The following is an 18,741-nucleotide window of genomic DNA, read 5'->3' on the forward strand; positions in this document are numbered from 1 at the left end:
AATATTCCGCCGGCGGCTTCCGCGACTTCACCCGCATCGCCGCCTCCGACCCGACCATGTGGCGCGACGTGTTCCTCACCAACCGCGAGGCGGTGCTGGAGATGCTCCAGCGCTTCAGCGAGGACCTGACCGCGCTGCAACGCGCGATCCGCATCGGCGACGGCGACCAGCTCCACGCCCAGTTCACCCGCACGCGGGCGATCCGGCGCTCGATCGTCGAGCAGGGCCAGGACGACGCGCGCGAGGATTTCGGCAGGACGCACGAGCCGTAGCGCGCACCGGCGCAGCCACGCTGTGCCGGAGAGGCGTCAGGGCCGCGGAGCGTCCAGCTCGTTGATCGCCGCATGGACCCGCGCCTCGATCTCCTCGCGGCCCAGCCCGGGGGCGATGACCTCGCCGAACCGGAAGGTGATGACCCCCGCCCGCTTCGGGCCCCGCTTGGGCCACAGCCGGCCGCTGTCGACCGCCACCGGCACCGTGGGCATGTTCAGCAGCCGGTAGAGCCCCGCGAACCCCGACTTGATGGGCGGCTGCTCCCCCGGCCGGACCCGCGTGCCTTCGGGGAAGATCAGGATCGAGCGGCCCTGCGCCTTGGCCGCGCTCGCTTCGCGCATCATCTTGCGCAGCGCCGTCGAGGTGGCGTCGCGATCGACCACCAGCGCGCCGTAGCGCCGCGTCGCCCAGCCCCAGACCGGGATGTCCGCCAGCTCCTGCTTGAGCGCCATCGCCGGGCCGTCGAGCAGCCGCTGCAGTTCCAGCGTCTCGAACATCGCCTGGTGCTTGGCCGCGTAGAGCGCCGGGCCGTCCGGCCGCTCGCCTTCGATGCGGACGTGGATGCCGAGCAGCACGCGTGTCGCCCAGCGGTGGAAGCGGGTCCACACGGTGGCGTGGGCGATCACCGCGCGCTGGCCGAACCAGGCGGACACCGGCACGGTCAGCACGATGGGCACCGAGCCGCCCCAGAAGACGAGGTTGAACAGCAGCGTGCGCAGCCGGCTCATCCGCCGGTCCCCACCCACAGCAGCACCCGGCGCAGCAGCAGCTTGTCGTATTCGCTCACCAGCGTCGCCAGCCGCGGGCTGCCCGCCACGCCGTCGCCCAGCACCACGACGCGCGGGCCCGCCGCCGCGCGCAGCTCCATCGCCGCGCGACGCAGGTGCCAGTCGGACGTGACGAGCCGGACGGAGGTGAAGCCGCGCGCCTTCAGCCATGCCGCCGATTCGCCGGCGTTGGTGCGCGTGTCGACGGCGTCGCGGCCGAGATCGACGCAGCAGGCGAGCAGCGCCGGCGCGACGCGATACTCGCGCGCCAGGTCGGCGGGTTCCACGCCGGGCGCGACGCCCGTCACCAGCATGCGCCGCGCCTGCCGCCGTCGCAGCAGGTCGAAGCCGCGGTCCAGCCGCCCCGGCCCGCCCGTCGGCACCACGATCGCGTCGCTGGTCGATCCCTCCAGCGGCCCCGGCAGCGCCAGCATGAACCAGGCGAAGCCGAGGCACCACGCGATCAGCAGCAGCGAGGCCAGGCGCCGGATCACAGCGTCCGCCTCAACGCCGCCAGCACCGCCCAGCGCGCCGCCAGCGTCGCCAGTGCCACGAAGACCAGCGGCAGCAGCGCCAGCATCACCCATTGCGCCGGGGCGAGCGCGACGCCGCCGATCAGCTCGGAGCCGAGCGCGCGCGCTTCCCCGCCGAGCAGCGCCGCGACCAGCAGCGCCGCCGCCGCGCCCGCGCCGCCGCCCAGCGCCGCGTCGATCGCCACGCGCCGCTGGAACAGTCGTGCGACCTGCACGTCGGTCGATCCCAGCATGTGCATCACCTCGATGGTGGGCCGGTGCGTCTCCAGCCCCGCGCGCGCGGCGAGCACGCAGACGGCGGCGGTGGCGCTCGCCATCAGCACCACCAGCGCGGCCGCGGTGAGCGTCAGCGTGCGGAGCAGCTGTCCGACCGGCGCCATCCAGCGGGCGTGACGGTCGACGCGGGCGGCCGGCGCGACGCGGCGCACCGCGGCGGCGGCGCGCGCGGCCGTGGCGTCCCCCGCGTCGCCGAGGTCGACGTCGATCAGCGCCGGCACCGGCAGCTCGGGGTCGCCGGCGTCCGTCCCCAGCCAGGGCTGGAGCAGCCGCGCCAGCTCGGCCCGGTCGACCGGCGTCACCCGCGTCACGCCCGGCGTCGCGCGCAGCGCCGCCGCGGCCCGGCCCGCGGACGCGGCGTCCGCCAGCTGCACGGTCAGCCGCCCCGCCAGCCGCCGGTCGAGCAGCCGCGCCGCGCTCCCCGCGCCGAGCCCGGCGGCGGCGGTGAGCACGGTCAGGAACAGCATGACCGCCATCACGCCCGTCATGGCGCGCAGGCCGCCGGCCTCGTCGAGCACGCCGCGTTCGTCGGCGATGCCTCGCCTCCTCGCGCGGCCAATCACCGGGCCGCCCGCGCCGGATGGCGCAATTCGCCGGTGGGATCGGCCAGCCGCCCCCTGTCCAGCCGCATCATCATCGCGTCGGGAATGCGGTTCAGCAGGTGGAAGTCGTGCGTCGCCACCACCACCGTCGTGCCGAGCTGGTTGAGCGAATCGAACAGGTGCAGCAGGCGGTCGGCCATGTCGGCGTCCACATTGCCGGTCGGCTCGTCCGCCACCAGCATCTCCGGCCGGCCGATCACCGCGCGGGCGATGGCGACGCGCTGCTGCTCGCCGCCGGACAGCGTCGCTGGCCGCGCGTCCAGCCGCTCGCCCAGGCCCACCCAGGCGAGCATCTCGCGCACCGACTGCCGGATTTCCTCCTCCGCCCAGCCGGCGACGCGCAGCGGCAGCGCGACATTGTCCGCCGCCGACAGGTGCGGCACCAGCCGGAAATCCTGGAACACGACGCCGATGCGCCGGCGGAAGCCCGGCAGCCGCCCGCGCGGCAGCAGCACCGCATCCTCGCCGAACAGCCGGATGACGCCGCGGCTGGGCCGCTGGGCGAGGTAGAGCAGGCGCAGCAGCGACGTCTTGCCCGCCCCGCTGGCGCCGGTGAGGAAGTAGAAGGCGCCGCTGCGCAGCGTGAACGACACGTCCGACAGCGTCTCCGCGCCGCTGCCGTAGCGCAGTCCCACATTCTCGAACTGCACGATGTCCGCCATCCGGGCCTGCTCTGCCATGAACGGGCGCGGTCCATCAACCTTGCCACTGTGCGGCTGCCCGTGCTTAGATTCGGCTTAACCAGCCGGCCCCCGCCGGCGGCGGTGGGTGCACCCTCGAGATGATCCTGCAATGCCCCGAATGCCAGACCCGCTACCTGGTGCCGGACGCGGCGATCGGGCCGGAGGGGCGCACGGTGCGCTGCGCCAATTGCCGCCACAGCTGGTTCCAGGCGCCCGGTGCTCCCGAGCCCGTCGTCGCGCCGCCGCCGCCGCCGGTGCCCGCCCCGTCGATCGCCGGGGACGAAGCCGCCACCCCGCCCGCGCCCGAGCCGCCGCCGTTCGTCGAGCAGGCGCCGCTCGTCGAGCAGGCGCCGGCCTATGATGCCTTCGCGCACCGTCCGCCCTTCCGCGCCCGGCGCAATCCGGCGCGGGCCTGGACGGCCGCGGCGCTGGGGGCGGGGGCGCTGATGCTGGCGGCGGTGGGCGCGATCTCGTGGCTCGGCACGCCCAACCTGCTCGCGCGCGTCGGCCTGCCGGTCGGCGCCGCCGAGACGCCGCTCCGGCTCAAGGACAACCCGATCGAGCGCCGCGAGCTGGAGAACGGCTCGGAGCTGTTCGCCGTCTCCGGCCAGGTCACGAACCCGTCGGGCGAGCGCCAGCGTGTCCCCGACATCCGCGCCGAGCTGCGCGATGCCCATGGCCGGCTGGTCTACAGCTGGACGATCACGCCCCAGCAGCGCACGCTCGCGCCCGGCGCGGCGGTGGATTTCAACTCCGCCAAGCTCGACGTGCCCGCCAGCTCCAAGCGCCTGGAGCTGAGCTTCGCCGGCGATGCGGGGGGCTGAACCCTTGTTGCGCGCGCGCGAATGCCCTGCTACGGGCGCGCCCTTGCCAGCCGCCGGCGCTCCCGGCGGACATCACGTGCGGTCGTGGCGGAACTGGTAGACGCGCAACGTTGAGGTCGTTGTGTCCGAAAGGACGTGGAAGTTCGAGTCTTCTCGACCGCACCACCGCCGACGCGGCGATGCCGTAGCGTCGCTATGGCGAGCGCAAGGCGTCGGCGCGGCCAGCCTCGCTCAAGCGAGGACCGACGACACGGCTTCGCTGCGGCGCCTATCGTGATCTAGGTTCCGCGCCGATCCGTTGCCCGCAAGCGACGACTGGCCCGAACGCCCATGTCGGGCGTTGAACCGCGCACCGGTCGCGAAAGCCCAGCCTTGACTGCCTATCTCCACGCCATCGGCACCGCCGTGCCGCCGCACGACGTGCATGCCGCCTTTCGCGGCTGGGCGTCGACGCAGGTCGCGCCCGGTGCGCGCAAGCTGTTCGAGCGGATGGCGGGGCGCGCGGGTATCGACCATCGCTGGTCGGTGCTCGATCCCCGGTCGCTCGAGGCCGGCGGCTTCTACGCGGTCGAGCCGCTGCCCGGCACCGCCGCGCGGATGCAGGTCTATGCCGAGGCGGCGCCCGCGCTGGCGCTCGACGCGATCGCGCGCCTCGCCGAGCAGGTCGACACCGGCGGGATCACGCACCTGGTGGTGGCCAGCTGCACCGGCTTCGTCGCGCCCGGCGTCGACCAGATCATCGCCGCCCGGCTCGGCCTGTCGCCGTCGGTCGAGCGGCTGCTGGTCGGCTTCATGGGCTGCTACGCGGCGGTGGCGGCGCTGCGCCAGGCGCGGCACATCGTCCGTTCGCAACCCGACGCGCGTGTCCTCGTCGTGGCGGTGGAGCTGTCGACGCTGCATCTCCAGGCGACGCCGGAGGTCGAATCGCTGCTCGCCCAGTTGCAGTTCGGCGACGGCGCCGCGGCGGCGCTGGTGACGGGCACGCCGGGCGGCTTCGCGCTCGACCGCCCGTTCGCCGCGGCGCTGCCGGGATCGGCGGACCTGATCCGCTGGGACATCACCGACCGCGGCTTCGCGATGCAGCTGTCCGGCGAGGTGCCGGGCCGCATCGCCGCCGCGCTCGCCGACCGCGCGCTGGCGGACGCGGCGACGGGCGGGATCGCGCCTGCCGAGGTCGACGGCTGGGCGGTCCATGCCGGCGGCCGCTCGATCCTCGACGCGGTGGAGCATGCGCTCGGCCTCGCACCGGATGCGCTCGCCGCCAGCCGCGCGGTGCTGCGCGCGAACGGCAACATGTCGTCGGCGACGCTGATGTTCGTGCTCGACCGCCTGCTCGCCGGGCCGCCGGTGACGCACGGCGTCGCGCTGGCGTTCGGCCCCGGCCTTGCCGCCGAGGGCTTCGGGTTCGCGAGCGCCTGACGTGCTGGCACAACGCGCCGAGGGCGAGGAGCTGATGGACGCCGACGACCTCGATCCGGCGACCTACGCCGCCGTCGTCGGCGACCTCGCCCGGGTCAATGTCGTGACGATGGCGGCGCGCCCGACGCTGTCCTTCCTCGCCCGCGCCGCCGCGGGGCGCGAGCGCCTGCGCATCCTGGACGTCGGGTTCGGCGACGGCGACATGCTGCGCCGGGTCGCCCGCTGGGCCGGGCGGCGCGGCCTCGCGGTCGAGCTGACCGGCGTCGATCTCAATCCGCGCAGCGAGGCCGCCGCGCGCGCCCACACGCCTGCCGGCCTGCCGATCGGCTGGGTGACGGGCGACTATGCCGATCTGGCCGACGAACCCTGGGACTGCGTCATCTCCTCGCTCGTCGCGCATCACATGACGCGCGCGCAGCTGGTCGCCTTCCTCCGCTTCATGGACGCGCACACCCGGGTCGGCTGGCTGGTCAACGATCTCCACCGCCATGGCTTCGCGCATCGCGGTTTTCCCTGGCTCGCCCGCCTCGCCCGCTGGCACCCGATCGTCCGCCACGACGGCACGCTCTCGATCGCGCGCAGCTATCGGCCGGCGGAATGGCCGCCGATCCTGGCCGAAGCGGGCGTGCGCGACGCCCGCATCTATCGCGCCTTTCCGTTCCGCCTGTGCGTCGCCAGGATCCGCTGATGGCGCCCGCGCTGATCGTCGGCGGCGGGCTGGCGGGCGCCGCGGCGGCGATCACGCTCGCCCGCGCCGGCGCGCCGCACCTGCTGGTGGAGCGTGCCCACGAGACGGCGGACTCGCTGTGCGGCGGCTTCCTCAGCTGGCGCACGCTCGACCGGCTGGCGGCGCTGGGCGTCGCGGCGGAGGCGCTCAACCCGGCGCGGATCACGCAGGTGCGGCTGTTCGCGGGCGCGCGCCAGGCCGCCGCGCCGCTACCCCGCCCGGCGCTGGCGGTGTCGCGCCGCCGCCTCGATACGCTCCTGCTGGCCGGCGCCGAGTCCGCCGGCGCCGCGGTCGAGCGCGGCGTCGCGGTCCGCGAGGTGGCCGACAGCGCCGTCCGCACCGCCGACGGCGCGACGCTGGCGGCGGCGGCGCTGTTCCTCGCCAGCGGCAAGCACGACGTGCGCGGGGCGGCGCGCCCGGCCGCGGCGCGCGGCCCCGATCCGGCGCTGGGGCTGCGCGTCCGCCTCGGCCCCGCGCCGGCGCTGACCCGGCTGGTCGGCGACGCGATCGAGTTGCACCTGTTCCGCCACGGCTATGCGGGGCTGGCGCTGCAGGAGGACGGCACCGCCAACCTGTGCCTCGCGGTGCGCCGCTCGCGCCTGCACGCGGCGGGCGGCGCGGACGCGCTGCTCGCCGAGCTCGGCCGCGCGCTGCCCGCGCTGGGCGAGCGGCTCGCCTTTCGCGACGCCGCCGCGCCCGTCGATGCCGTCGCCAACGTCCCCTATGGCTGGCGCGCCCGCACCGGCACGGTCGGCGTCGCGCGGCTCGGCGACCAGGCCGCGGTGATCCCCTCGCTGGCCGGCGAAGGCATGGGCATCGCGCTGGCGAGCGGGGCGGGGGCGGCCGCCGCCTATGTCCGCGGCGGCGCCGACGCGCTGCCGGCGTGGCAGCGCCGCTTCGCCCGCCGGCTCGCCCGGCCGATGCGCGTCGCCGGCGCGGCGCGCGCGTTCGCCGAGGGTCCGTTCGCGCCGTTCGGCCTTCTCCTCGCCCATCCCGACTTGATCCAGGTCATCGCCCGATCGACCCGCGTCGATCCATAGCGGGTTGACGCTCACCGGCCGGGGACCGACATGCAGGCCATGGACCAGCTCAACCTTTCCGAGACCGAATGGAAGAAGCGGCTGACGCCGGCGCAGTATCATGTCCTGCGCGAGGCGGGTACCGAGCGCGCCTATGCCGGCGCGCTGACCGACAACAAGGCGGACGGCACCTATCGCTGCGCGGCGTGCGGGCTGGACCTGTTCGACAGCGCCGACAAGTTCGACAGCGGCTCGGGCTGGCCCAGCTTCACCCGGCCGATCGCCGCCGAGGCGGTGAGCGACCATACCGATACCAGTCACGGCATGATCCGCACCGAGACGCGCTGCGCCCGCTGCGACAGCCACCAGGGCCATGTCTTTCCTGACGGCCCGCCGCCGACGGGCCTGCGCTATTGCATCAATTCGATCGCGCTCGAGTTCCGCGCCCGCGCCGCGCCGCGCGCACCGGACTAGCGATAGCTCGACCGGAGACGCGCCAGCGCGGCCGGCCGCCGCGTAGCGGCGATTCGACGTCACGCGATTCACTCGCGTGACCCGCCGAGCGTCGCAGCGTCCATCATGCCACCCCGACCCGGGCATCACCTTCGGGAACTGAGCATCGTCCGAGACCAGGGATGGATCCCGGCTCAAGGCCGGGATGACGTCGGAACGATGCGTCGCCGGCAAAGCCGGCGTCGGTCGATCGGCTGCGCCGTCGCCGGCCGGGCTTGCGCTCGCGCACGCGCGATCGGCCCGGCGTGGCCGCACCTGCGCCGCGTCACGCTTGTCGCGGCCGAGCTTCCGGCGTAACGCCCGCCCCGAATGGCTCGTGCGCGTTCCCGCCCGCCCGCTCGCCCGTGGCGCCGGCGCTTCCTTCTCGCCCTGCAACTCGCGATCGCGGCCGTCGTGCTCGTGTTCGCGGCGCTGGCGATCGCCGTCTACGTCGCGCGTTCGGAGCTGCCGAGCTTCGAGCAGCTGAAATCCTCGCCCAATGGCCAGATGATCCGCGTCCATGCCGCCGACGGCACGGTGATCGTGTCGCTCGGGCCGAGCTACGGCCGCTGGCTCTCCTACGACCAGATCCCCGCGGTGATGCGCGACGCCACCGTCGCGGTGGAGGACCGGCGCTTCTACAAGCATCCCGGCGTCGATCCGATCGGCCTCGCGCGCGCCGCGGAGGTCCGGCTGCAGCGCGGCCGGTGGACGCAGGGCGGCTCCACCATCACCCAGCAGCTCGCCCGCAACGTCTTCCTGTCCAGCCAGAAGAAGTTCGCGCGCAAGGCCCGCGAATGGCTGCTGGCGCTGGCGATGGAGCGCAAGTTCACCAAGGCGCAGATCCTCGAACTCTATCTCAACAAGGTCTATTATGGCGGTGGCGCCTACGGCATCGATGCCGCCAGCCGCCGTTTCTTCGGCCATGGCGCCGACCAGCTGAGCCTCGCCGAAGCGGCGGTGATCGCCGGGCTGGTCAAGGCGCCGTCAAACTACTCCCCGACCGCCGACGCCGAAGCCGCCGTCGGCCGCGCCGGCGTCGTCATCCAGGCGATGGAGGAAACGGGCGCGATCACCCATGCCGAGGCGCTCGGCGCCGATCCCAAGGGCCTGGCGCTCGCGCCCGAGCCCAAGCAGAACAGCGTCCGCTATTTCACCGACTGGGCGCTGCCGCAGCTCGACCTCCTCATCGACGAGCACACCGCGCCGCTCGACGTCTACACCACGCTCGACCTGTCGATGCAGAAGGTGGCGGACGATGCGATCCGCCAGAACGCGCCCGTCGGCGCGCAGGGGGCGCTGGTCAGCCTCGATCGCGACGGCGCGGTCAAGGCGATGGTGGGCGGCAAGGATTACGTGTCCTCGATCTACAATCGTGCCACCCAGGCGACGCGGCAGCCCGGCTCGTCGTTCAAGCTGTTCGTCTATCTCGCCGCGCTGGAGGCCGGGCACAAGCCCGAGGATACGGTGGTCGACGAGCCGGTGACGATCGACGGCTGGAGCCCGCGCAACGATTCGCGGCACAATAGCGGGCAGGTCTCGCTCCGCACCGCCTTCGCCTATTCGCTCAACACGGTGGCGGCGAAGCTGGGGCAGGAGGTGGGCTTTCCCACCGTCGCCGACATGGCGCGCCGCTTCGGCATCACCACGCCGGTGAACACCCACCCGTCGATGGTGCTCGGCACCTCCGACGTGCGATTGATCGACATGACGCGCGCCTTCGCCAGCGTCGGCCAGAACGGCATTGCCGTCGCGCCCTATGGCATCACCCGCGTCGAGGCGGACGGGCAGGTGATCTACCGCCACGAGACCGATCAGAGCCACGTGCTGGTCGCGCCCTATGTCGCCGCCGAGATGATCGACCTGCTCCAGACCGCGGTCAACACCGGCACCGGGCGGGCGGCGCAGATCGGCCGGCCGGTCGCGGGCAAGACGGGCACGACGACGTCCAGCAAGGACGGCTGGTTCCTGGGCTTCTCCAGCGGGCTCACCACCGGCGTGTGGATGGGCCGCGACGATGCGCGGCCGATCCCCGGGCTGCACGGCGGCACCGCACCCGCCAAGGCCTTCGCCGCGTTCATGGGGCCGGCGACGCGCAGCCGCCCGATCGAGCAGTTCCAGACGCAGGTCACGCTGCCGGACTGGCAGCTCGACAATGAAGAGGACGCCTATCTCGGCGAGCAGGACAACAGCGTCGGTGTCGACGCGGACGGCAACCCCGTGCCCGACGCGCCGCCGACGGCCGCCGCGCCGCCGCCCGACCGCGACGGCGAGACGACCGCGCCGCCGTCGGACGGCGGCGCCGACGACGAGCCGGATCAGCCCGCGCCGCAACCGCGCCAGCGGCTCGACCAGGATTTCATCGACCGCGCCATCGGCCGCCCGCGCGACCGGCGCGAGCCGCCGGCGGCCGCCGCGCCCTCACGCCAGTTGCCGCCGCGCGACCCCGGCGCCTACCGGGACGACCGTCCGAACCAGTGAAGGCCGGCGCCGTGACGGCGCAGCCAGTCGCGCGCCGTGCCGGGGTCCGCACCCAGCAGCTCGGCGACCAGCGCGTGGAAGGCCGGTCCGTGATGCATGTGGACGCGGTGCGCGACCTCGTGCGCCACCGTCGCGCGCCGGACATGGCCGGGCGCGAGCAGCAGCCGCCAGCTGTAGCGGATCACGCCGGTGGACGCGCAGCTGCCCCACCGCCCCTTGGCGTCGCCCACCGCCACCCGCGCGACCGCGACGCCGGCCAACGCCGCGAACGCGGCCGTCTCGCGGCTGAGCAGCAGCAGCGCCTCGCGCCGCAGCCACGCCTCGACGCGGCGCGGCAGCGTCTCGATCGGTCCCTGCGCGGCGAGCAGGTCGCCCTCGCGCCGGAGCGTCCGCCGCGGGCCGGGCGACCAGGCGAGCGTCAGTGCCGCGTCGGCGACCGGCAGCACCGCGCCGGGCGCGAACGGCCGCGGCTCGGGGAGGCGCGCGCGCTGGGCGGCGAGCCACGTCGCCTTGCCCTCCGCCCAGGCGAGTGCCGGCTGCAGCGCCGCCCGCTGGGGGATGGTCAGGCGCGCACGCCCCGTCACCGGGTCCAGCGACAGCCGGAGCGAGCGCGCCCGCGGGTGGCGCACGACCTCCAAGTCGCTCACAGCACCCGGTCGACCAGATGGTGCTCCAGATCGCCGACATCGTCCTCGCTGACCGTCCAGCCGCTGACCGACTGGCCGGCGCGATGCACCGCCTCGCGGTCGCCGGAGACGAGATAATGCCACTCGGGCAGCGGCTCGCCATGCGCGCGCAGCCGATAGGCGCAGGTGGAGGGCAGCCAGTCGATGGCGCGGACGTTGCCGGCGGTCAGCCGCACGCATTCGGGCACATAGGCGCGGCGGTTGCGATAGTCCGCGCACTGCCCCGTGCGCCGGTCGAGCAGGCGGCAGGCGACGTTGGTCGGATGCAACTCGCCCGTATCCTCGTCCTCCAGCTTGTGCAGGCAGCACTTGCCGCAGCCGTCGCACAGCGCCTCCCACTGCCCGCGGTCGAGGCGCTCGATCGGCATTTCCCAGAAGGGTTCGCTCATTTCACCCAGCGCTCGATGGTGCGGGCGACCTCCGCGGGGCCGCCGTCCGCCCCGGCCAGCGCAATCGGCTTGCCGTCCGGGTCCATCAGATAGGCGGCGCGGCTATGGTCCACCAGATAGCCGCCGCCCGGCGCCGTGGGGCCGAGCGAATGCGCGACCCCATACTCCCTGGCGACCGCGTCGATCGCCGCCGGGCTGCCGGTCAACCCGACCGCGCGGGGGTGGAAGGCGCGGACGAACTGCTTCAGCACCGCGGGCGTGTCGCGGGCGGGGTCGACCGTGACGAAGATGGGCACCACCTTGGCGCCGACCGCGGGGTCGCTGGCCTCGACCTGCTTCAGGCCGGCGCCGATCGCGCCCATCTCGGTCGGGCAGGCGTCGGGGCAGAAGGTGTAGCCGAAATAGACGATCCGCCACCGTCCGGCGAAGCTGCGGTCGGTGACGGGCCGGCCGTCCTGGTCGGTGAGCGCGAACGGGCCGCCGATCCGCGCGCCGGCAAGCGGCGGGGTCTCGGCCGGGCGCTGGCAGGCGCCGAGCAGCAGCAGCAGGGCGCAGACGAGCCTGTTCATCGCGCCCTCAGCCTTGATCGCTAACGCCCGGCGGCGCAAGCATCGCCGCTACCGTTGCCAAGGACTTGTGTCATGCTCCGCCCTCTCGCGCTCGCCGCCGCCCTCCTTCTCGCCGCCCCCGCCGCCGCGCAGTTCGGCTCCGACAGCTACAAGTTCCTCCAGGCCGTGCGCGACTCCAAGAACAACGACGTCATCCAGGCCCTCAACAAACCCGGCAGCAACCTCGTCAACACCCGCGACCCCTCCTCCGGTGAAGCGGCGTTGCACATCACCGTCCGGCGCGGCGACGTGCCCTACACCACCTTCCTGCTGCAGAAGGGCGCCGATCCCAACATCCGCGACGGCAAGAACAACACGCCGATGATGATCGCCGCGGAGACGGGGCAGGACGACATGGTCTCGCTGCTGCTGCTGGTCAGGGCGAACCCCAACCTCGCCAACGCCTCGGGCGAGACGCCGCTGATCCGCGCCGTGCAGCGCCGCGACCTGACGCTGGTGCGCACGCTGCTGACCGCCAAGGCGGACCCCGACCAGCGCGACATCATCGCCGGGCTGTCGGCACGCGATTATGCCCAGCGCGACACCCGCACGCCGGCGCTCGCCAAGATGCTCGCCGACACGCCCAAGGTGACGCGCGCCGGCGTCGCCGGCCCGAAGCTATAGCGTCGCCAGGTCGGGATCGTTGAGCGCGACCAGCCGCCGCGCCGCCCGCCTGGCAAAGGCGAGCGTGCAGCGCTTGCGGACGTGCGCGGGGAGCGGCTCGCCATGCGCCGGCCGGACGATCTCCGCGTCATAGCGATCGGCGACGATCACGCCGGTGCGCGCCGGCAGGAAGGTGGGGCCGTCGAGCGGGCGGAGATCGAACCCCGCCGGCACCGCCCAGAAGAAGCGGTCGCAATGCGCCAGGTAATCGGGCCATTTGCCGTCGCCGAGCAGGTCGGCGCGCGACACCTTGATCTCGACGATGGTGATCCGCCCGTGCGCGTCGAGCGCCATCAGGTCGGCGCGGCGGCCGCCGTCGAGCGGCACCTCCGCCAGCGCCAGCAGGTCGTGGCGGAACAGCAGCCGCGTCACGCCCCGGCACACGTCCGCCGCGCACAGCGGTGAGCCGGGCGCGTCGACGCAGGACTGGGGCGGCGCATCAAGCATGACCGCGATCTAACGGCTCGGCGCGATCCGGGCCAGAAAGGAGAGGGGGGCGGGTCAATGGAAGTCCCGCGAGATGATCCGGACGTCGCGCGGGTGGCCGCCGCGCGGATCGTGGCTCCTGGTCGGCGCGTGCCGGACCCAGCCGTCATAGCCGTCGCCCGCGGCGGTATCGAGGATCGGGACGTGATCCGCCGACAATCGCGACAGCTCGGGCGTGCGATCATGGGCGCGCGTGGTCATCAGGTGGACGACGCCCTCTTCGCTGCGCTGGATCACGCCCTCCAGCACGAGGAGCCGCGCCGCCATCACCGCGCGGCGGTTCGCCTCGAAGTCGCGCGCCCACAACAGCGCGTTGGCGACGCCGGTCTCGTCCTCGATCGTGACGAAGATCGCGTTGCCCTTGCCCGGCCGCTGGCGGACCAGCACCACGCCGGCGACGCGCGCGCGGCGGCCGTTCGGAGCCTCCCGCGCCTCTGCCGCCGACAGCACGCCCTCCGCCGCGAACAGCGGGCGCAGGAAGCGCATCGGATGATCCTTCAGCGACAGGCGCGTGGTCTGGTAGTCGGCGACGACCTGCTCGGCGCGCGGCATGGCGGGCAGGCCCGCATCGGGCTCGCGGCCGAGCTCGGGCGCCTGCGCCGCGGCGAACAGCGGCAGCTGCGCGGGCGGGGTGCGCCGCACCTCCCAGCCGGCGTCGCGCCGGTCCAGCCCCAGCGAGCCGAGTGCGTCGGCGTCGGCGAGCAGCCGCAGCGCGCGCGGCGGCAGGCGGCGCGCGAGGTCTTCCACCGTCGCGAACGGCGCGTGCCGCACGATCTCGGCCGCCCAGGCCTCGCGGAAGCCGTCGATCTGGCGCAAGCCGAGCCGGATCGCCCAGGCGCCGTCGATCCGCACGGCGGGATCCCATTGCGCGCCGCCCGGGGCGGGATTGGCCGGGCGCGTCACGACGGCGTTCCGGCCGGGCGTCGTCGCTTCCATCGCATGGTCCCAGCCGCTCGCATTGACGTCGAGCGGCTTCACCTCGACGCCATGCTCCTGTCCGTCGCGGACCAGCTGGGCGGGCGCGTAGAAGCCCATCGGCTGCGCGTTCAGGATCGCGCAGCCGAACACGGCCGGGTAGAAGCATTTCAGCCAGGCGGAGACATAGACCAGCCGCGCGAACGACAGCGCGTGGCTTTCGGGAAAGCCATAGGAGCCGAAGCCCTCGATCTGGCTGTAGCAGCGCTCGGCGAACGCTTCCTCGTACCCGCGCCGGACCATGCCGCCGACCAGCTTCGCCTTGAAATCCTCCATGCCGCCGACGTGACGGAAGGTCGCCATCGCGCGGCGAAGCTGGTTGGCCTCGTCGGGCGTGAACTCGGCCGCGACGATGGCCAGCTTCATCGCCTGCTCCTGGAACAGTGGGACGCCATAGGTGAAGCGGAGCAGATTTCGCAGCTCGTCGGGATCGTGCGGCGGCTTGGGCGATGGGAACTCGACCGGCTCCTTGCCGGCGCGGCGGCGCAGATAGGGATGGACCATGTCGCCCTCGATCGGGCCGGGGCGGACGATCGCGACCTGGACGACGAGGTCGTAGAACGCGCGGGGCTTCAAGCGCGGCAGCATGTTGATCTGCGCGCGGCTCTCCACCTGGAAGACGCCGATCGAATCGCCGGCCTGCAGCATGTGGTAGACAGCGTCGTGCTCTTCGTCGGCGATGGTGTCGAGCTGCGGATCGGCAAGGCCGGCGGCGCGCAGCAGATCGAACGCCTTGCGGATACACGTCAGCATGCCGAGCGCGAGGATATCGACCTTCATCAGCCCGAGCGCGTCGATATCGTCCTTGTCCCATTCGATGAAGGTGCGCTCGGCCATCGCGCCGTTGTGGATCGGCACCGTCTCGTCGAGCCGGTTTTGGGTCAGCACATAGCCGCCGACATGCTGCGACAGGTGGCGCGGAAAGGTCAGCAGCCGCCCCACCAGCCCGCCCAGCCGGCGCATCTCGGCATGGTCGGCGTCGAAGCCGGTCTCGGCGAAGCGCTTGTCCTCGAAGCGGTCGGAGAAGCTGCCCCACACCGTCGAGGTCAGCCGCCCGGTCACGTCCTCGGTCAGCCCGAGCACGCGGCCGACCTCGCGCACCGCCGAGCGCGGGCGATAATGGATCACGGTCGCCGCGATCGCCGCGCGGTCGCGGCCGTAGCGGCGATAGATATACTGCATCACCTCCTCGCGCCGCTCATGCTCGAAATCGACGTCGATGTCGGGCGGCTCGTCACGCTCGGCGGAGACGAAGCGCGAGAACAGCAGGTCGTATTTCATCGGATCGACCGAGGTGACGCCGAGCAGGAAGCAGACCACCGAATTGGCCGCCGAGCCGCGCCCCTGGCACAGGATGCCGAGCCGCCGCGCCTCGCGGACGACATCGTGGACGGTGAGGAAATAATAGGCGTAGCGGCGGTCGCGGATCAGGTGGAACTCCTCCGCCAGCGCCCTGGCCACCCTGGGCGGCGTGACGGGGCCGTAACGCTCGTGCGCGGCGCTCGTGACGAGCAGCTCCAGCCAGTCCTGCGGGTCCCAGCCGGCGGGCACCGGCTCGTGCGGATATTCGTAGCGCAGCTCGGCGAGGTCGAACCCGATGCGGGCGAGCAGCTTGGCGGTCTCGGCGAGCGCGTCGGGGCGATCGGCGAACAGGCGCGCCATCTCCTCGGCGTCCTTGAGGTGGCGCTCGGCATTGGCGGCGAGCCGGCGGCCCGCGGCCTGCACCGTCACGCCCTCACGGATGCAGGTGACGACGTCGTGCAGATCGCGCTCGCCGGGCGCGGCGTAGAGCGCGTCGGCGGTGGCGAGCAGCGGGATGTCGGCGGCGTCGGCGATCGTGGCGAGCGCCGCCAGGCGCCGCCGGTCATGGCCGGCGCGCGGCATGGTGACACCGAGCCAGAGCCGGCCGGCGCAGTGGGGCCGCAGGGTGGCGAGCGCTTCGGACACATCCTCGATCCGCCGGCGTTCGGCAGGCTGCGGCTGGTCGGGATGGGGCACCTGTTCGGCGGCCCGCGCGCTGCTCGTCGGCAGGACGATGAGCAACAGGTCTTCGAGATGCGCGAGCAGGTCGGCGAGATGGAGGATGCAGCTCCCTTTCTGCGCGCGGCGGTTGCCGACGGTGAGGAGGCGGGTGAGCCGGCCCCAGCCGACGCGCGTGGCGGGATAGGCGACGATGTCGGGCGTGCCGTCCGCGAACACCAGCCGAGTCCCGGTGGCGAGCTTGAAGTCGAGCGGCGGCAGCCGGACGCCGAGCAGCCCGCCGCGCGCGCGCTTCAGCGCGTCCCAGGCGCGCACCACGCCGGCGACGGTGTTGCGATCGGCGATGCCGAGGCCCGGCAGGCCGAGCGCCACCGCGCGGGAGACCATGTCGGAGGGATGGCTCGCGCCGTCGAGGAAGGAGAAATTGGTGGCGGCGACCAGCTCGGCGAAGGGTGGCGCGGGCGGGGCGGCGCGCCCGGGCGAAGGCGGCGGGAACGGGACGACCCTGCTCATGCGAACAGGCCGTGGACATACCAGCGCGGGCTGTCGGTCTCGGCGAACAGGCCGTGGCGGAAGATCCAGAAGCGGCGGCCGCGGATATCCTCGACGCGATAATAGTCGCGGGTCGGCTGGCCCGACGCCGTCGCGGCGTCATGTCGCCACCAATCGGCGGCGATGCGCTCCGGTCCCTCGGCGCGCGCCACCTCGTGCAGCGCGCGCCGCCAGCGGAAGCGGCGCGGCGGGCCGTCGGGCACCTCCGCCATCACCGCCTCGATCGGCTGCGGCGGGTCGAACAGGTGGATGGGGCGCAGCGGCGGCTCGCCGGGCTCGGGCCGTGGCCAGACCGCGGGCGCGGCGGCAGCGGCCGCGGGCAGGGTCAGCTCGGCCTGTTCGGGCTGGTGGCTGTCGCGCGGCGCGAACCGGCGCACGCGGGCGCGGCCGAGACGGGTGGAGAGCCGGTCGACCAGCTGCGCCATCTCGTCGCCATGCCCCTGCCCACCCTCCAGCCGCAGCTGATGCGCATCCAGCGGCTCGGCGAGCGGCACGTCCAGCCGCAGCAGGTCATAGCCGAAGCCGGGATCGAGCGGATCGGCGAGCGTGTCGATGCGCTCGCGGAACAGGCGCATCAGCAGCGACACGTCGCGCGTCGGCCGGCCGGTCTCGATCCGGAGGCCCTGCACCTGGCCGTCGGCGCGGAACAGCCGAGCCTCCCAGCGGCGCCCTCCCTGCCGACGCTGCTCCAGCGCGGCCGCGGCCTCGCCGGCCAGCTCGGCCAGCACCTCCAGCGCGAATGCGGTCCTGGCGATCGGCTCGGCGAAGCGGCGCTCGACGCTGACCGGGCTCTCGCGGCGCTGCGGGCGGACGGGCGCCTTCACCTCGCCCTGCAGGCGTCGCACCGCGTCCGCCGCGCCTGCGCCGAAGCGCGCGGCGAGGCCGGCGAGCGGGCGCGCCATGACGTCGCCCACCGTCTTCAGCCCGGCGACGCCGAGCGCCGCGGTCGCCTCCTCGTCCAGGCCGAGCGCGGCGACCGGCAGCCGCTTCACCGCGCCGGCCTCGTCGGGGGCCGGCGCGCCGGCGAAGCGGGCGAGCGCGTGCGCGATCTCCGGCGTGTTCCCGAACGCGTGGCGGGTGCGGACGCCGCGGCGCGCGAACCGGCGCTCGACATCGGCGGCGAGGAAGCGCTCCCCCTCGAACGCATGGGTGCAGCCGGCGATGTCCATCACCAGCGCGTCGGGCGGCAGCGGCGCGACCACCGGCGAATAGCGACCGCACGCCTCGGCGAGCCGCTCCAGCCAGTCGGCGTCGGCGTGCGGCGCGTGCGCGAACGCCTGGAGCTCGGGGACGCGCGCGCGGGCGTCGGCCAGCGTCAGGCCGGGCTGCAGCCCGAGCTGGGCGGCGCGGAGATCGGTCGCGGCGAGACGGATCGCATTGCCGATGGTCTGCGTGAACGCGACCGGCGCGTCATCCGAGCCGACGAAGAGGTGCGGGCGCGTCGCGCGCAGCCGCTCGATCGGCAGCCAGGGAAAGACCAGCGCCAGGTAGCGGCGCGGCGTGGAGCTTCTTGTCGTCACGGTCCCACTCCACGCGCCAGCGCTGCCCTGCGGGGCCGCCGCGCCGGCGCTCAAGTTCGAGGTGAAAGGCGGGGCGGCCCGGCGCGTCGGCGGCGAGCGCGGTCGACGGGCAGGCGGCCACCCCCCAGCGCGTGGCGGCAGCACTCGGCGCGGGCGCGCCGCCGGCGACGCGCAGCAGCAGCACGACGGCGCCGGAGCTCTCCGCGGCGAGCTGGAGCCGGCGGGTGGCGGTGAGGTCCAGCCCGGGGGCCGGCCCCCAGGCCTCCACCACCAGCATGCCCAGCCCCGGGCAGCGCGCCGCGTCGGCGGCGGCGCGCAGCAGCGCCGGTGCGTCGGCGACCACCGCCATCACCAGGGCGGCGGGGTCCAGCCCCAGCTCGACCAGCCCGCCGGCATGGAGCCGTCCCGCCCGCCGCTGCGCCTCCTCCGTCCGCAGCCACAGCAGCGGCGTCGCCTCGCCCGCCAGCGCCAGCGCGACGCCGAAACCTGCCGCGACGGCGGCATCCTCCGGCGCGGCCGCGCGCAGCTCGTGCAGCCGCGCCGCCGGCAGACCGCGCGCGAGCCAGTCCGCCGGGTGCGACGCCTCCTGCGCGCGCGCCACCGTGATAGCGGGCACATGCCGCAACCGGGTGTGCAGGGCTGGCGAATCGCGCATAGATGTTCTTGTAATGTTCTAATCCAGTCGACGCCAACCCTCCGACTCGGTTCGGGTTCCGGAAACGGCTTGCGAGCGTCCGGACCCGCTGCTAATGGCCGCGGCTCACCTGCCCGGGGCCTGCGCCGCCG

General features: G+C 73.9%; 19 protein-coding genes and 1 tRNA gene. 9 read left to right on the top strand and 11 right to left on the bottom strand.

The annotated features are described in order from the left end of the window. Window positions 1-272 (top strand): prephenate dehydrogenase dimerization domain-containing protein (locus ACFE64_RS07155; RefSeq protein WP_375391773.1); only part of this gene is annotated, 272 nt, incomplete at its 5' end. 36 nt (window positions 273-308) lie between these two features. Here the strand turns inward: ACFE64_RS07155 and ACFE64_RS07160 are convergent. From ACFE64_RS07160 to ftsE, 4 genes are all read right to left on the bottom strand, one after another. Further along, complete coding sequence (locus tag ACFE64_RS07160) at window positions 309-1,001, bottom strand: lysophospholipid acyltransferase family protein (protein ID WP_375391774.1); 693 nt, start codon at window positions 999-1,001, stop codon at window positions 309-311. Then, on the bottom strand, window positions 998-1,534 hold the full coding sequence (locus tag ACFE64_RS07165; protein WP_375391775.1) for a YdcF family protein: 537 nt from the start codon (window positions 1,532-1,534) through the stop codon (window positions 998-1,000). Before ACFE64_RS07165 ends, ACFE64_RS07160 begins: the two co-directional genes overlap by 4 nt. Beyond that, entirely contained in the window at window positions 1,531-2,337 is an 807-nt protein-coding gene (locus ACFE64_RS07170; RefSeq protein WP_375391805.1) for a cell division protein FtsX, read from the bottom strand. The genes ACFE64_RS07165 and ACFE64_RS07170 overlap by 4 nt, the downstream gene beginning before the upstream one ends. Window positions 2,338-2,408: 71 nt before the next feature. Continuing rightward, a complete protein-coding gene (ftsE, locus tag ACFE64_RS07175) occupies window positions 2,409-3,113 on the bottom strand; it encodes a cell division ATP-binding protein FtsE (protein ID WP_375391806.1) in 705 nt (234 codons plus the stop codon). Between the two features lie 119 nt (window positions 3,114-3,232). Here ftsE and ACFE64_RS07180 point away from each other — a divergent pair, with 119 nt between their 5' ends. The 7 genes from ACFE64_RS07180 (at window position 3,233) to ACFE64_RS07210 (ending at window position 10,096) form a co-directional block, all read left to right on the top strand. Next, complete coding sequence (locus ACFE64_RS07180; protein ID WP_375391776.1) at window positions 3,233-3,958, top strand: MJ0042-type zinc finger domain-containing protein; 726 nt, start codon at window positions 3,233-3,235, stop codon at window positions 3,956-3,958. 78 nt (window positions 3,959-4,036) lie between these two features. Further along, window positions 4,037-4,123: transfer RNA gene (locus ACFE64_RS07185), tRNA-Leu, on the top strand. Window positions 4,124-4,288: 165 nt separating this feature from the next. After that, entirely contained in the window at window positions 4,289-5,377 is a 1,089-nt protein-coding gene (locus ACFE64_RS07190; RefSeq protein ID WP_375391777.1) for a type III polyketide synthase, read from the top strand. A gap of 34 nt (window positions 5,378-5,411) precedes the next feature. Beyond that, the gene (locus ACFE64_RS07195) at window positions 5,412-6,065 is read left to right on the top strand and encodes a methyltransferase domain-containing protein (RefSeq protein ID WP_375391807.1); all 654 of its coding nucleotides are present in this window, start codon (window positions 5,412-5,414) and stop codon (window positions 6,063-6,065) included. Beyond that, window positions 6,065-7,144 (top strand): NAD(P)/FAD-dependent oxidoreductase, encoded by a 1,080-nt coding sequence (locus ACFE64_RS07200; RefSeq protein WP_375391778.1) that lies wholly within the window; start codon window positions 6,065-6,067, stop codon window positions 7,142-7,144. The genes ACFE64_RS07195 and ACFE64_RS07200 overlap by 1 nt, the downstream gene beginning before the upstream one ends. 39 nt (window positions 7,145-7,183) lie before the next feature. Continuing rightward, window positions 7,184-7,597 (top strand): peptide-methionine (R)-S-oxide reductase MsrB, encoded by a 414-nt coding sequence (gene msrB / locus ACFE64_RS07205; RefSeq protein WP_375391779.1) that lies wholly within the window; start codon window positions 7,184-7,186, stop codon window positions 7,595-7,597. A gap of 348 nt (window positions 7,598-7,945) precedes the next feature. After that, the gene (locus ACFE64_RS07210; RefSeq protein ID WP_375391780.1) at window positions 7,946-10,096 is read left to right on the top strand and encodes a transglycosylase domain-containing protein; all 2,151 of its coding nucleotides are present in this window, start codon (window positions 7,946-7,948) and stop codon (window positions 10,094-10,096) included. Here ACFE64_RS07210 and ACFE64_RS07215 read toward each other — a convergent pair. The 3 genes from ACFE64_RS07215 to ACFE64_RS07225 are packed head-to-tail and all read right to left on the bottom strand — an operon-like array spanning window position 10,069 to window position 11,740. Further along, on the bottom strand, window positions 10,069-10,743 hold the full coding sequence (locus ACFE64_RS07215) for a M48 family metallopeptidase (RefSeq protein ID WP_375391781.1): 675 nt from the start codon (window positions 10,741-10,743) through the stop codon (window positions 10,069-10,071). The two genes, ACFE64_RS07210 and ACFE64_RS07215, sit on opposite strands and share 28 nt — an antisense overlap. Next, entirely contained in the window at window positions 10,740-11,171 is a 432-nt protein-coding gene (locus ACFE64_RS07220; RefSeq protein WP_375391782.1) for a YcgN family cysteine cluster protein, read from the bottom strand. Before ACFE64_RS07220 ends, ACFE64_RS07215 begins: the two co-directional genes overlap by 4 nt. Continuing rightward, window positions 11,168-11,740: an SCO family protein gene (locus tag ACFE64_RS07225; RefSeq protein ID WP_375391783.1), complete on the bottom strand. Its 573-nt coding sequence runs from the start codon at window positions 11,738-11,740 to the stop codon at window positions 11,168-11,170. The genes ACFE64_RS07220 and ACFE64_RS07225 overlap by 4 nt, the downstream gene beginning before the upstream one ends. Window positions 11,741-11,812: 72 nt before the next feature. Here ACFE64_RS07225 and ACFE64_RS07230 point away from each other — a divergent pair, with 72 nt between their 5' ends. Beyond that, on the top strand, window positions 11,813-12,403 hold the full coding sequence (locus tag ACFE64_RS07230) for an ankyrin repeat domain-containing protein (RefSeq protein ID WP_375391784.1): 591 nt from the start codon (window positions 11,813-11,815) through the stop codon (window positions 12,401-12,403). Here the strand turns inward: ACFE64_RS07230 and ACFE64_RS07235 are convergent. The 4 genes from ACFE64_RS07235 to ACFE64_RS07250 are packed head-to-tail and all read right to left on the bottom strand — an operon-like array spanning window position 12,398 to window position 18,610. Continuing rightward, a complete protein-coding gene (locus tag ACFE64_RS07235) occupies window positions 12,398-12,889 on the bottom strand; it encodes an MmcB family DNA repair protein (protein WP_375391785.1) in 492 nt (163 codons plus the stop codon). The genes ACFE64_RS07230 and ACFE64_RS07235 overlap by 6 nt on opposite strands. Before the next feature lie 54 nt (window positions 12,890-12,943). Then, complete coding sequence (locus ACFE64_RS07240; protein ID WP_375391786.1) at window positions 12,944-16,396, bottom strand: error-prone DNA polymerase; 3,453 nt, start codon at window positions 16,394-16,396, stop codon at window positions 12,944-12,946. Further along, window positions 16,393-17,955, bottom strand: a complete 1,563-nt coding sequence (locus ACFE64_RS07245) for a DNA polymerase Y family protein (protein ID WP_375391787.1) — start codon at window positions 17,953-17,955, stop codon at window positions 16,393-16,395. Before ACFE64_RS07245 ends, ACFE64_RS07240 begins: the two co-directional genes overlap by 4 nt. Beyond that, window positions 17,846-18,610 (bottom strand): hypothetical protein, encoded by a 765-nt coding sequence (locus ACFE64_RS07250; RefSeq protein WP_375391788.1) that lies wholly within the window; start codon window positions 18,608-18,610, stop codon window positions 17,846-17,848. Before ACFE64_RS07250 ends, ACFE64_RS07245 begins: the two co-directional genes overlap by 110 nt. Between the last annotated feature and the right edge of the window lie 131 nt (window positions 18,611-18,741).

Origin of the sequence: uncultured Sphingomonas sp., assembly GCF_964250165.1 — a bacterium.
GTDB lineage: Bacteria > Pseudomonadota > Alphaproteobacteria > Sphingomonadales > Sphingomonadaceae > Sphingomonas.

What these genes read in the sequence shown, in the direction of transcription:
- ftsE (WP_375391806.1), bottom strand. Translation starts at nt 3,113, where the DNA reads ATGGCGGACATCGTGCAGTTCGAGAATGTGGGACTGCGCTACGGCAGC.
- ACFE64_RS07160 (WP_375391774.1), bottom strand. Translation starts at nt 1,001, where the DNA reads ATGAGCCGGCTGCGCACGCTGCTGTTCAACCTCGTCTTCTGGGGCGGC.
- ACFE64_RS07225 (WP_375391783.1), bottom strand. Translation starts at nt 11,740, where the DNA reads ATGAACAGGCTCGTCTGCGCCCTGCTGCTGCTGCTCGGCGCCTGCCAG.
- msrB (WP_375391779.1), top strand. Translation starts at nt 7,184, where the DNA reads ATGGACCAGCTCAACCTTTCCGAGACCGAATGGAAGAAGCGGCTGACG.
- ACFE64_RS07210 (WP_375391780.1), top strand. Translation starts at nt 7,946, where the DNA reads ATGGCTCGTGCGCGTTCCCGCCCGCCCGCTCGCCCGTGGCGCCGGCGC.
- ACFE64_RS07190 (WP_375391777.1), top strand. Translation starts at nt 4,289, where the DNA reads ATGTCGGGCGTTGAACCGCGCACCGGTCGCGAAAGCCCAGCCTTGACT.
- ACFE64_RS07180 (WP_375391776.1), top strand. Translation starts at nt 3,233, where the DNA reads ATGATCCTGCAATGCCCCGAATGCCAGACCCGCTACCTGGTGCCGGAC.
- ACFE64_RS07235 (WP_375391785.1), bottom strand. Translation starts at nt 12,889, where the DNA reads ATGCTTGATGCGCCGCCCCAGTCCTGCGTCGACGCGCCCGGCTCACCG.
- ACFE64_RS07195 (WP_375391807.1), top strand. Translation starts at nt 5,412, where the DNA reads ATGGACGCCGACGACCTCGATCCGGCGACCTACGCCGCCGTCGTCGGC.
- ACFE64_RS07240 (WP_375391786.1), bottom strand. Translation starts at nt 16,396, where the DNA reads ATGAGCAGGGTCGTCCCGTTCCCGCCGCCTTCGCCCGGGCGCGCCGCC.
- ACFE64_RS07170 (WP_375391805.1), bottom strand. Translation starts at nt 2,337, where the DNA reads ATGACGGGCGTGATGGCGGTCATGCTGTTCCTGACCGTGCTCACCGCC.
- ACFE64_RS07230 (WP_375391784.1), top strand. Translation starts at nt 11,813, where the DNA reads ATGCTCCGCCCTCTCGCGCTCGCCGCCGCCCTCCTTCTCGCCGCCCCC.
- ACFE64_RS07250 (WP_375391788.1), bottom strand. Translation starts at nt 18,610, where the DNA reads ATGCGCGATTCGCCAGCCCTGCACACCCGGTTGCGGCATGTGCCCGCT.
- ACFE64_RS07220 (WP_375391782.1), bottom strand. Translation starts at nt 11,171, where the DNA reads ATGAGCGAACCCTTCTGGGAAATGCCGATCGAGCGCCTCGACCGCGGG.
- ACFE64_RS07200 (WP_375391778.1), top strand. Translation starts at nt 6,065, where the DNA reads ATGGCGCCCGCGCTGATCGTCGGCGGCGGGCTGGCGGGCGCCGCGGCG.